Origin of the sequence: Staphylococcus sp. HMSC072E01, from assembly GCF_001814125.1 — a bacterium.
In the GTDB taxonomy this organism is placed as follows: domain Bacteria; phylum Bacillota; class Bacilli; order Staphylococcales; family Staphylococcaceae; genus Staphylococcus; species Staphylococcus hominis.
Window position 1 is genome coordinate 87,271 of the sequence record NZ_KV814987.1, and the last position, 12,479, is coordinate 99,749.

The 12,479-nt window shown below is 31.8% G+C and carries 12 protein-coding genes; 11 read left to right on the forward strand and 1 reads right to left on the reverse strand.

Annotated elements, in window-relative coordinates; genetic code table 11:
• Window positions 1-3 precede the first annotated feature (3 nt).
• The 6 genes from HMPREF2953_RS08390 to HMPREF2953_RS08415 all read left to right on the forward strand — a co-directional run bounded on the left by HMPREF2953_RS08390 (window position 4) and on the right by HMPREF2953_RS08415 (window position 6,683).
• Window positions 4-2,565, forward strand: a complete 2,562-nt coding sequence (locus HMPREF2953_RS08390) for a DUF2309 domain-containing protein (RefSeq protein ID WP_070672833.1) — start codon at window positions 4-6, stop codon at window positions 2,563-2,565.
• Window positions 2,566-2,633: 68 nt separating this feature from the next.
• Entirely contained in the window at window positions 2,634-2,996 is a 363-nt protein-coding gene (locus tag HMPREF2953_RS08395; protein WP_070672835.1) for a Na-translocating system protein MpsC family protein, read from the forward strand.
• Window positions 2,997-3,480: 484 nt separating this feature from the next.
• Complete coding sequence (locus HMPREF2953_RS08400) at window positions 3,481-4,152, forward strand: phosphatase PAP2 family protein (RefSeq protein WP_049335879.1); 672 nt, start codon at window positions 3,481-3,483, stop codon at window positions 4,150-4,152.
• A gap of 45 nt (window positions 4,153-4,197) precedes the next feature.
• Entirely contained in the window at window positions 4,198-4,929 is a 732-nt protein-coding gene (locus tag HMPREF2953_RS08405; RefSeq protein ID WP_070672837.1) for an alpha/beta hydrolase, read from the forward strand.
• Window positions 4,930-4,941: 12 nt separating this feature from the next.
• Window positions 4,942-5,190: a hypothetical protein gene (locus HMPREF2953_RS08410; RefSeq protein WP_002447988.1), complete on the forward strand. Its 249-nt coding sequence runs from the start codon at window positions 4,942-4,944 to the stop codon at window positions 5,188-5,190.
• A gap of 164 nt (window positions 5,191-5,354) precedes the next feature.
• Window positions 5,355-6,683, forward strand: a complete 1,329-nt coding sequence (locus HMPREF2953_RS08415; RefSeq protein ID WP_070672839.1) for a sodium-dependent transporter — start codon at window positions 5,355-5,357, stop codon at window positions 6,681-6,683.
• 73 nt (window positions 6,684-6,756) lie between these two features.
• Here the strand turns inward: HMPREF2953_RS08415 and HMPREF2953_RS08420 are convergent, their stop codons facing one another.
• Window positions 6,757-7,287, reverse strand: a complete 531-nt coding sequence (locus HMPREF2953_RS08420; RefSeq protein WP_049335883.1) for a pentapeptide repeat-containing protein — start codon at window positions 7,285-7,287, stop codon at window positions 6,757-6,759.
• 255 nt (window positions 7,288-7,542) lie between these two features.
• Here HMPREF2953_RS08420 and HMPREF2953_RS08425 point away from each other — a divergent pair, with 255 nt between their 5' ends.
• From HMPREF2953_RS08425 to gmpC, 5 genes are all read left to right on the forward strand, one after another.
• Window positions 7,543-8,439: a PLP-dependent cysteine synthase family protein gene (locus tag HMPREF2953_RS08425; protein WP_070672841.1), complete on the forward strand. Its 897-nt coding sequence runs from the start codon at window positions 7,543-7,545 to the stop codon at window positions 8,437-8,439.
• Between the two features lie 2 nt (window positions 8,440-8,441).
• The gene (locus HMPREF2953_RS08430) at window positions 8,442-9,590 is read left to right on the forward strand and encodes a bifunctional cystathionine gamma-lyase/homocysteine desulfhydrase (protein WP_002454517.1); all 1,149 of its coding nucleotides are present in this window, start codon (window positions 8,442-8,444) and stop codon (window positions 9,588-9,590) included.
• A 219-nt stretch (window positions 9,591-9,809) separates the two neighbouring features.
• On the forward strand, window positions 9,810-10,832 hold the full coding sequence (locus tag HMPREF2953_RS08435) for a methionine ABC transporter ATP-binding protein (protein ID WP_002447973.1): 1,023 nt from the start codon (window positions 9,810-9,812) through the stop codon (window positions 10,830-10,832).
• On the forward strand, window positions 10,833-11,492 hold the full coding sequence (locus tag HMPREF2953_RS08440; protein ID WP_002448001.1) for a methionine ABC transporter permease: 660 nt from the start codon (window positions 10,833-10,835) through the stop codon (window positions 11,490-11,492).
• 41 nt (window positions 11,493-11,533) lie between these two features.
• The gene (gmpC, locus tag HMPREF2953_RS08445; RefSeq protein ID WP_002448016.1) at window positions 11,534-12,376 is read left to right on the forward strand and encodes a dipeptide ABC transporter glycylmethionine-binding lipoprotein; all 843 of its coding nucleotides are present in this window, start codon (window positions 11,534-11,536) and stop codon (window positions 12,374-12,376) included.
• Window positions 12,377-12,479: the final 103 nt, after the last annotated feature.

A 12,479-nucleotide genomic window follows, 5' to 3' on the forward strand; every position in this document is an offset into this window, starting at 1 on the left:
TACATGACAATTAATATAGAAGACGTTGTTCAATCTGCACGTCGTGTGATTACGCCACTTTCACCAATTTCAATCTTTGCAGCACGTAATCCATGGGAAGAACTTGAGTATCAAACCTTTGATCAAGTTGCGCAATGGTTTAAACATGTGCGTGATATTGATTTATATCCAAGCCATGCTTCTGTAATGACGGCGCTTGAAAATGGTGAGATTGATAAACATATCGTTGAAGAAGAAGTACAACAAGCTATTCAATCTTATAAGACGGATATTCCTAAGACTCACGTTGATACGTACTGCAAAAATGCTATGAATATTAAAGATATTCCGAGAGATTTAATTACAAAAGAAGCCTATCTGAAATTAGAAGTCTCAAAACTCAAAAAAGTATTCGAAAATGAGTCATTTGCTTATGCACGGTCAAAAAGTGCAAATGCATTTAATGCTAAAGGCGAATCTTTAATGGATGAGTTAAATACTCATATTATTAAATGGTCAAAATTATATTTAGATACTTTCCAATCCAGTTGGACAATGCCTAAACGCGAAGAAGGGTTCTATGTAGCCTGGTTACATTTAGCGAAATATGATCCAATGTTGACTAAAACGCAACGTAAAATGATTAAGATGTTACCACACAACTATGAAGACGCATTAATCATGGCACTCAATCATCTAGATATTGCTGAAGATGAATATGAATTTTATTTAACTGGACATCTTTTATCGTTACCAGGTTGGGCAGGCATGATGTATTATCGTGCTGAAAAACATGAACATGAAAAAGACTTATTAACTCAATACCTTGCAATACGCCTTACAATGGAATGTATTCTATTAGATACTGAAAAAATGAGCCGTCCGGCAGTCTTAAATGTTGAAAAAAGAATAAAAGAACTTGTGAGTAAATGGTTATATTATGGTGAAATGACTATTGATGAATGGGCTGAGATGTCCATTGAGGATCAAATTGAACACTTGAAATTTGCTCATGATTTTAATCCATTATACTTCAAGAAATTATGGTTAGAGGCTTGGGAAGAAACTCACGAACGCAAACTCGTTGAGAAGATTTACGATAAATCGGTCAAGCGTGACAAACAACCTACAAAAGTGCAACTTGCATTTTGTATCGATGTACGTTCTGAACCATTTCGTCGTCATTTAGAAAATCAAGGGCCATTTGAAACTATAGGAATTGCAGGTTTCTTTGGTTTACCTATACGAAAAAAAGCATTAGATGAACAGTTTAGTCATGATTCTTTACCAGTGATGGTACCTCCTGCATATACTATTAAAGAATATGCAGAGCGACATGCATTAAATACGTATAATCAACAGCAACATTCTATTACATCCATGTTTTATACGTTTAAATTAATGAAGAATAATGTGCTACCTAGTTTATTATTACCAGAATTAAGTGGGCCATTTTTAAGTTTAAATACACTTGCAAGTACATTAATGCCAAAGAAAACAGGTGCATTTATTCGTAAATTTACTAAAAATTGGTTAAAAAAACCGAATGCTAAGCTAACGATTGATAGAGATCATCATGTACATAGTGATTTACCTGTTGGATTTACTGAAGAAGAACAAATTGCTTTTACGAAACAAGCGTTACAATTAATGGATTTAACTACAAATTTTGCACCATTAGTAGTACTTGGAGGGCATGGAAGCGAAACAAACAATAATCCCTACCATGCATCATTAGAATGTGGTGCTTGTGGAGGAGCTTCAAGTGGATTTAATGCGAAATTACTTGCCATGATGTGCAATTTACCTTTAGTACGTCAAGGGTTAGCCGCTGAAGGCATTCTAATTCCGGATGAGACAGTATTTGTTGCTGCAGAACATAAAACATCAATTGATGAATTACAATGGATTTACGTTCCCTCATTAACATCAGAAGCAAAGAAAGCATTTGATATTTTAGAAGAAGCCATGCCACGTGTAAGTTATCATGCAAATTTAGAACGTCTTGCTCAATTACCTCGTTTAAGCGATAGGGAATTGAAACACCCAATTGCGGAAGCACATCGCTTTGCAAATGATTGGAGCGAAATCCGTCCAGAATGGGGTTTAGCACGTAATGCAGAATTTATTATTGGGCAACGAAGTATTACAGAAGGTAGTAATTTAGAAGGACGTGCATTTTTACATAATTATGATTATGCGAAAGATCCTGATGGTCAATTACTAAATACAATTATTTCTGGTCCAGCACTCGTTGCACAGTGGATTAACCTACAGTATTATGCCTCTACAGTGGCACCGCATTTTTATGGTAGTGGTAATAAAACAACACAATCTGTCACTTCTGGTGTTGGCGTTATGCAAGGGAACTCAAGTGATTTATTAGCTGGATTGCCATGGCAGTCTGTGATGGCAGGAGACAATAAAATTTATCACGCTCCAATTCGATTATTAGTCGTGATTCAAGCACCAGATCGTTATATACAACGTTTACTTAATGATAATATTAAGTTTAAACAAAAAGTCGATCATCAATGGGTACGTCTTGCAAGTATTGATGAAAACGGTAGTTTTAAAGATTGGTAAGATATTCGATTTTAATTTAAAAAATGATACACTAGTGTTAATTAAACATTAGGAGATTTGTTATAACAATGACGAAATCGAAAGGCATGTATGAAGCAGAAATTAGTAAAGCAATTACGCAATGGGAAAAAGATTTTCTTGGACGTGGTTCGTTGTCAGTAAAGACAGATATTTTACGAGATATGATTATCGTCAACTTACAAGGTATTTTGACGCCTGCGGAGTATCGCGTATGTGAAACACAAGAAGGATTACTTAACATTAAACGTACACGGTCAGAATTGGTGGAATCAGGACAAGATGATTTAATGGAACTTGTTTTCAAAATCACAGGTACTGAAGTTAAAAGCTTTCATAGTGATTTAAGTACAATTACTGGTGAACGTATTATTGTTTTTAAGTTAGATAAGAACCTTGAAAAATCACTTTAAAATAAAATGTTATAAATACGAGAAGAGATTAGGAAACTTTATATAAAATACTTCCTAATCTTTTTTTTACAAGCAAATTTTCATCATTTATTGTAAAATCTAACTAACATTAAAAGAGGGGTAGAGATGCGATCAATTCAATCAGCTAATTGGAAAATCTCTTACTCATTATCATTTGCCCGACTATCCTGATCCTAGAGGTATAAAAGGGTAATACAATCAATGAGTTAAGTAGTCAACATATTAATGATTGATATAATGAACGGTGTGATACATCTTCAGAGGCTAACTGGACGTATCTTTATGACGAACCTTTTTATGATAAAGAAAGCTTTATGACGTATGTGAAACAACTTATTGATAATAAAGAAAGGTTGAATAAGTGGTTATCCTCTTCAAACTTTAATAAATATGAAGAACAGATACATCATTTGAAAGCTTTTTATAAAATATTAGGATCAAATGTAGTAAAGGAAAAACAAGTATGAAAGATAAATTAGAAGTATCGCCAACCAAAACTATTTCTATGTTTGTTGTTGGATTAATTATTTTTATAATAACGGCAATGAATGTCATTTATCATACCACACTAGTGCAAAAATTAGATTTAAATTCATTACATGCGTTGACCAACTATTTTGGTAAACCTAGAAGACACTATGACGGTCCAATTTGGCATAAAATGATGACGTTTTGTGCTAATTTTGGAGAAGTAAAATCCATTCTCTACATAACGTTATTTTTATCACTTATCTTAATTTTTAAAAATTATAAACTTTCATTGTGGTTATTAGTTACGATTTACACAGGAACTTATATTAATTTCTTAATTAAACAAATAATAGCTCGTCCTCGTCCGTATAACCATCTTTTAGTAGACCATGGATATTCATTTCCAAGTGGTCATTCAAATGCCAGTACATTATTTGCTTTAGCTATACTCTTAGTTGTTATTCCACTTATTAAAAATAAAGCGATACGATATAGTATTGCTATAGTTGTCGTTATATTTTGGATAGGTGTATTAAGTTGTCGGTTATATTTCCATGCCCACTATCTAACTGATGTCATTGGTGGTTTTTCGTTAGGAATGATTTGGATTGCTTTATTTTCAATGACGTTACCACTCTTTAATATTAAATTAAAAAAGAAGTAAAGCTTAAGTTTCATAACATAAGTATTTTAAGAAGAGGAGAATACTATGAAAATCAAATCACCACATCCAATTTATTTAGAAGGTTCAAGAAAAGAAGCAATCTTATTACTTCACTCATTTACAGGAACTGTTCGTGATGTAAAACCATTAGCTAAGGCGCTTAATGAAGAAAACTTCACATGCTTTGCACCAAATTATCAAGGACATGGCTTACCTTTAGACCAATTTACTCAATTTACGATTCAGGATTGGTGGAATGATGTATTAGAAGGGTATCAATTTTTAAAAAATGAAGGGTTTGACACTATTTTTGTAACGGGTATCTCACTAGGAGGACTATTTACATTAAAGTTAGCAGAGTTATTTGATGTTTCTAAAATAGCAGTGATGTCTGCACCAAGTGAAAAAGAAGAAAAAAGTATTGCGTGGCGTATGAAACGTTATGGTCAGCGCATGAATCAATTATTGAAATTTGATGAAACTACTTCAAAACAACAACTTGGGACAATTCAAGATTATCAACCACATATCGCAGAATTTAAAGCATTTATTGAGATAATTTCTAATGAATTAGAACGTATACAAGTTCCCGCTCGTATTTTGTATGGCGGTAATGATGATACCTTTTATCAAAATAGTGCACATTATATTTTTAATCATATTGATAGTAATAACAAAGATTTAACATGTCATCCGTTAAGTCGTCATTTAATGACTTATGGAGATGGACATGAAGACGTTATCACTCAAGTCGTAACTTTTTTTAAATCTAAATAAAGGAGTAATAAGATGAAACGTACATTCTTACTTATATATACAACAGTTTCTGGAACTACTTATAAAGAATTTAAAACGTTCCAAGATGGTCCAGACTATGACACATGCGTACAGCGTATTATTGATGAGTTTGATGAATTGGTCTATTTATTTTTAAAAGATGACTCACAAGTTCATTACATTAACGTTGATCATATCGAAAGTTTAAATATTCAAGAAGTAAATGAAGGTCAATCCATAATATATGATTTTGAAAAATAAATATAGCAGTAAGTTTAAACGATAAGAATAGTTGAGATATGTCATTTACCTCTATTCTTATCTTTTTTAATACTCATTTATATGTATATTGCACTATTTGGTCAGACGTGTTAGAGTAGAACTTAATCGCACACATGCTTTAACGCGTTAAAGGGAGATAGAAAATGAGTAATCAATCACAATGGAAAACCTCAACTGGATTTATTCTAGCAAGTGCTGGTTCTGCTATAGGATTAGGCGCAATGTGGAAGTTTCCATATATGGCTGGCATTTATGGTGGCGGCGTATTTTTATTTTTATTTTTAATCTTTACTATTTTTGTAGGATTACCGTTACTGATTATGGAGTTTACGGTAGGAATAATGGGGCGCACTTATACGACTCGAATCTATAGTAAATTAACAGGAAAAAAATGGTTAAATATTATTGGGTGGAATGGAAATTTAGCTGTTTTTATTTTATTCGGCTTTTATAGTGTTATCGGTGGCTGGATTGTTATATATATTGGAAATGTATTTTTACAATTATTATCTGTTGAACATACGTCATTAACTCAAATTAAATTTGAAAAAATAATTAGTAACCCGTGGTTAACTGTGTTGGGACAGGGCATTTTTATTCTTTTAACCATGGTCATCGTTATGCTAGGTGTAGAAAAAGGTTTAGAGAAAGCTTCTAAAATGATGATGCCCTTATTATTTGTTTTTTTAATTATTGTTGTTGCTAAATCATTGACATTAGACGGAGCATTAGAGGGCGTTCGCTATATATTACAACCGAGAATAGAAGATATTTCAGTTAAAGGTGTCTTATTTGCGTTAGGTCAATCGTTCTTTACACTATCATTAGGAACGACAGGGATGATTACGTATGCGAGTTATGCGCCTAAAGAAATGACGATTAAATCTTCCGCCATGTCAATTGTTATTATGAATATTTTAGTTTCTGTATTAGCAGGACTTGCAATATTTCCAGCCTTAAAAACATTTGGTTATGCACCTCAAGAAGGACCAGGACTCTTATTTAAAGTGTTACCGTTAGTATTTAATCAAATGGGGTTTGGTATTGTATTTTATTTAATTTTCTTAATTCTATTTTTATTTGCAGCATTAACGTCTTCTATTTCTTTATTGGAATTAAATGTCTCAAATTTCACTAAAAATGATAATACTAAACGAAAAGCTATATCAGTTATTGCAAGTATATTAGTATTTGTTATTAGTATCCCAGCAACACTATCATTTAGCAGTTTAAGTGGAATTAAGTTTGGAGCGGGTACAATTTTTGATAATATGGATTTTATCGTATCGAATATCTTGATGCCATTAGGAGTATTAGGAACGACATTAGTTGTAGGTCAATTACTAGATAAACAAGCATTAAAAGAGAGCTTTGGAAAAGATAAATTTAAACTTTTTGTTCCATGGTATATTTTAATTAAATATATTATGCCAGTTATTATTATATTAGTTTTTATTGTTCAATTATTTTAATATTAACAAGAATAAACAGAGTCTAGGATACAAATTGTTGTTCTAGACTCTGTTTAGCATAATGATAATTGAATTACATATTTTCAAACGTAACATCTTGTTTATGTAATTCTTTTAATAATTTTTCAGGAATTGAAGAATTATTAATAGTGACATGTTTAAATATACAATCTTTTATTTTTACATTTTCAAAATGACACAAATCCATAGTGACGTTTTCAAAAATCACTTTTTTAAACGTGACGTTATCAAATTTTACATTACGTATATTGCTATTTTTAAAAATGGAATGTTCAATCGTTAATGTATTAAAATGATTTTCATCAAATGAAGTAACGGTTAAATTTGATTTACTAATAAGCGTCTTGAAAAAATTTACATTTTCAAAGATACTTTTATCAAAATTACAATTGATAATTTTTGAATTTGAAATAGAGCTTACATTCTTAAAAATACCTTCACTAAAATCACAATGTTTAAAGTGACTTTTATTTACTTCAATTTCATCGTACATTGAGTTTCTAAAAGTACTATTTTTATAATTTAAATTTTTATAGTCATCCTTAGTAAAGACGGATAAAGATAAGTCTGCTTTAGATGTCATCATCGAGTCTCCTTTGTACGTTGATTCATCGTAAAATTTAATTCATTTCCAGTGGTTCACTTTTATCATAACATGAGTATTTAAAAGCAATAACTAATTACATTTTACATAAAGAATCTAGCTTTTTGCAATAAGATATAAGTTAGCGTATAATTCATAGCGGTTGAGTAAGAATTAAAATTAAATATTGGAAATGAATATGATGATAGAAAGTAGGTATGTTCAGACATTACTTGAGTGTATTGAACGAAAGATATGATTACTTATGATTTAATAGGACAAACGCCACTAGTATTATTAGAAAGTTTTAGCGATGAACATGTACAAATTTATGCGAAGTTAGAACAATTTAATCCTGGTGGAAGTATTAAAGATCGACTAGGGAAATATCTTGTAGAAACTGCGCTAAAAGAAAAACGTGTTGTAAAAGGAGATACCATCGTTGAAGCTACAGCTGGTAATACAGGAATTGGATTAGCAATGGCCGCTAATCGTTATCATTTAAAATGTGTGATTTTTGCCCCAGAAGGATTTTCAGAAGAAAAAATTTCAATTATGCGAGTATTGGGTGCTGAAATAAAACGAACACCTAAAAACAAGGGAATGATGGGTGCACAAAAAGAAGCCCGTCATTATGCTGACAAATATGATGCAGTATATATGAACCAGTTTGAAACTGAACATAATCCAGAAGCCTATACGCATACGCTTGGAAAAGAAATTACAGAGGCATTACCACACATTGATTATTTTGTAGCTGGTGCTGGATCTGGAGGAACATTTACTGGTGTAGCTAAACATTTACAACAATTTAATGTTAAAAATATTATTGTTGAACCTGAAGGCTCAGTATTGAATGGTGGTAAAGCACATACTCATGATATTGAAGGTATTGGCTCTGAAAAATGGCCAGTATTTTTAGAAAAATCTATCGTTGATGATATTATTACAGTCAGTGATAATCAAGGATTTAAAAATGTAAAACGATTAGCTAAACAAGAAGGACTACTTGTTGGTAGCTCATCTGGTGCAGCATTACAAGGTGCTTTAGATATTAAAAATCGTATTGATAAAGGTATTATTGTAACAATTTTTCCAGATGGCAGTGATCGTTATATGTCAAAAAAAATATTTGAATACAAAGGAGAATAATAATGAAGAAAAAAACACAAATGATTCATGGTGGACATACGACGGATGATTTTACTGGAGCAGTAACGACACCAATTTATCAAACAAGTACTTATTTGCAAGATGATATTGGTGATTTAAGACAGGGTTATGAATATTCACGTACTGCAAACCCAACACGTACTTCTATTGAAAGCGTCATTGCGAATTTAGAAAATGGTAAACATGGATTTGCATTTGGTTCAGGTATGGCTGCGATTAGTGCTGTTATAATGTTATTAGATAAAGGTGATCATTTAATTTTAAATTCTGATGTGTATGGTGGAACTTATCGTGCTTTAACAAAAGTCTTTACACGATTTGGTATTGATGTTGATTTCGTTGATACTACAAATATTGAAAACGTAAAAGATTATATTAAACCAGAAACAAAAATGTTATATATCGAAACGCCGTCTAATCCTTTATTACGTGTGACAGATATTCGACGTGCAGCTGAAATTGCGACAGAAAATCATCTCATTTCTGTAGTCGATAACACATTTATGACACCGTACTATCAAAATCCGTTAGATTTTGGAATCGATATTGTATTACATTCAGCAACAAAATATATTGGTGGACACAGTGATGTTGTTGCAGGTTTAGTCGCTACATCTAATGATGAATTAGGTGAACGCTTAGCATTTATTTCTAACTCTACAGGTGGTGTACTAGGACCACAAGATAGTTATTTATTAATTCGAGGAATTAAAACACTAGGGTTACGTATGGAACAAATTAATCGTAACGTAGAAGGTATTGTGAAGATGTTACAAGAGCATCCATCAGTACAACAAGTGTTCCATCCTAGTATTGAAAGTCACCTTAATCATGATATTCATATCGCTCAAGCAAGTGGTCATACTGGCGTTGTTGCATTTGAAGTCAAAGATACAGAAGCAGCTAAACAATTAATTCGTGAAACGCAATATTTCACGCTTGCTGAAAGCTTAGGTGCAGTGGAAAGCTTGATTTCTGTACCTGCTTTGATGACACATGCATCTATTCCAGCAGATGTTCGTGCTAAAGAAGGAATTACAGATGGTTTAGTTCGATTATCGATCGGTATTGAAGACACTGAAGATTTAGTACAAGATTTAAAACAAGCGATAGATACGCTAAATAAATAGAATATAGTGAAAGTATTAATGCAAGAGTGCAATAGAAATTGAAACGATGTTTATTGTACTCTTGTATTTTTATTATGATATTTGGAACTAAAAGAGTAATTCAATACTAAAAATATCTGAAATTTTCAATTTTTTAAAAAACTATATTGACGCATCCTTAACTTTTGCCTATACTTCATATCATACGAATTTAATCAGGATTAGATAAGGGTGAACATAGTGATTGAATTTCAGGGTGTAAATAAAGTATTTCGAAAGAAACGAGAAACCATCCACGCTTTAAAAGATGTTTCTTTTAAAATTGATGCGCGTGATGTGTTTGGTGTGATTGGTTATAGTGGTGCTGGTAAAAGTACACTAGTACGTTTAGTTAACCAATTAGAACAAGCTACAGAGGGCCATGTTATTGTAGATGGCCATGATATTAATACATATAGTGAAAAAGAACTTCGCAACGTAAAAAAAGATATAGGAATGATTTTCCAACATTTTAATCTTTTAAATTCTAAAACAGTTTTTAAAAATGTAGCAATGCCATTGATACTTAGTCACAAAAGTAATTCTGAGATTAAAGAGAAAGTTGAAGAAATGCTAGAGTTTGTGGGACTTGCAGATAAGAAAAATCAATTTCCAGATGAGCTTTCCGGAGGACAAAAACAACGTGTTGCAATTGCAAGAGCACTTGTAACAAATCCTAAAATATTATTGTGCGATGAAGCGACAAGTGCATTAGACCCTGCGACAACAAGTTCTATTCTTCAATTACTTAAAAATGTGAATGAAACATTTGGGGTTACGATTATGATGATTACTCACGAAATGAGCGTGATTCAAAAAATCTGTAATCGTGTAGCTGTAATGGAACACGGGGAAGTTGTAGAAATTGGTACAGTAAAAGATGTGTTTAGTCATCCGAAAACGAAAACAGCACAAAATTTTGTATCAACAGTTATTAGTACAGAGCCTTCTAAAGCATTACGTGCCTCATTTGAAAGAGCAGATAATCATTATACAGATTACAGACTTTTCTTAGATAAAAAGCAAATTGATTATCCATTAATGAACGAGTTAATAAACCAATATGGTTTTAATGTAAATATTCTATTCTCGTCTATGTCAGATATTCAAGATGAAACGATTTGTTATTTATGGTTACGCTTTGAACACGATGCACAATTTAGTCGTGACACGGTAGAATCATATTTTAATGAGCGACATATTCATTATGAGGAGGTGCGTTAAATGTTTGGTTCAAGCATAGATTCATCTCAATTAATGCAAGCGTTGTATGAAACACTTTATATGGTAACAGTATCATTAATTATTGGTGCATTGATTGGTATCCCATTAGGTATTTTACTTGTAGTCACTCGAAAACATGGAATCTGGCCTAATGTCGTTATTCACCAAATTCTTAATCCAATTATTAATATTTTAAGATCTATTCCATTCATCATTTTATTAATTGCAATTGTACCTTTTACTAAATTAGTTGCAGGTACGTCAATCGGTACAACAGCTGCAATTGTTCCACTTACAGTATATGTAGCACCATATATTGCGCGTTTAGTAGAAAATTCACTTTTAGAAGTAGATGATGGCATTATTGAAGCAGCAAAAGCTATGGGAGCATCACCACTTCAAATTATTCGTCATTTTTTATTGCCTGAAGCATTAGGTTCACTTGTACTAGCTATTACTACAGCGATTATCGGTTTAATTGGTAGTACAGCTATGGCCGGTGCTGTAGGTGGCGGTGGTATTGGAGATTTAGCGCTTGTTTATGGTTACCAACGCTTTGATACATTGGTCATTATTATTACAGTTGTAGTTCTAGTTATTATCGTACAAATTATTCAGTCATTAGGTAACTTTATTTCTAGAATAATTCGTAGAAATTAGTTGTTTAAATAAATTATTTTAATATTGGGAGGCAGTTTTTAATGAAGAGAATAATCGGTTTATTATTAGCATCTATTATTGTCCTTGCGGCATGTTCAGGCGGAGGAAATAGTAAGAAAGTAACAGTTGGCGTAGCATCAAATGATACTGCTGCTTGGGAAAAAGTGAAAGAATTAGCAAAAAAAGATGATATTGATTTAGAAATTAAGCACTTTTCAGATTATAACGTACCTAATAAAGCATTAAGTGATGGAGATATCGATATGAATGCATTCCAACACTTTGCTTTCTTAAATGAATATAAAAAAGCACATAAAGATGCAAAAATTGAAGCAATTAGTACAACCGTATTAGCACCTTTAGGCATCTATTCTAAAAAAGTAAAAGATATTAAAGATGTTAAAGATGGCGCGCAAGTGATGATTCCCAATGATGTTTCTAACCAAGCGCGTGCTTTAAAATTATTAGAATCAGCAGGACTTATTAAATTAAAAGATAACTTTGGTTTAAGTGGTACAACAAAAGATATTAAAGATAACCCTAAACATTTAAAAATTAAAGAAGTAGATGCTCAACAAACTGCACGTGCATTAGATGATGTTGATATTTCAGTTATCAATAATGGTGTAGCAACGAAAGCAGGCTTAGATGCTAAGAAAGATCCAATTTATTTAGAAAGTTCTACTTCAGATGCAGTTAAACCATACATTAATTTAATTGCCGTTAACTCAAAAGATAAAGATAATAAAACATACAAAAAAATTGTAGATCTATATCATAGTAAAGAAGCACAAGAAGCATTGAAAAAAGACACTAAAGATGGTGAAAAAGCAGTCGATTTATCTCAAAAAGAAATTAAAGACATTGAAGATAGCTTAAAATAGTAAGTTAAACATTGTAGAATATCAATCGTTGTTTAGTCATTTAGCATATGTCGTAGATTAATGAATTAAAAATACACATAGATCAAGCTTTTTTCGACTCTTG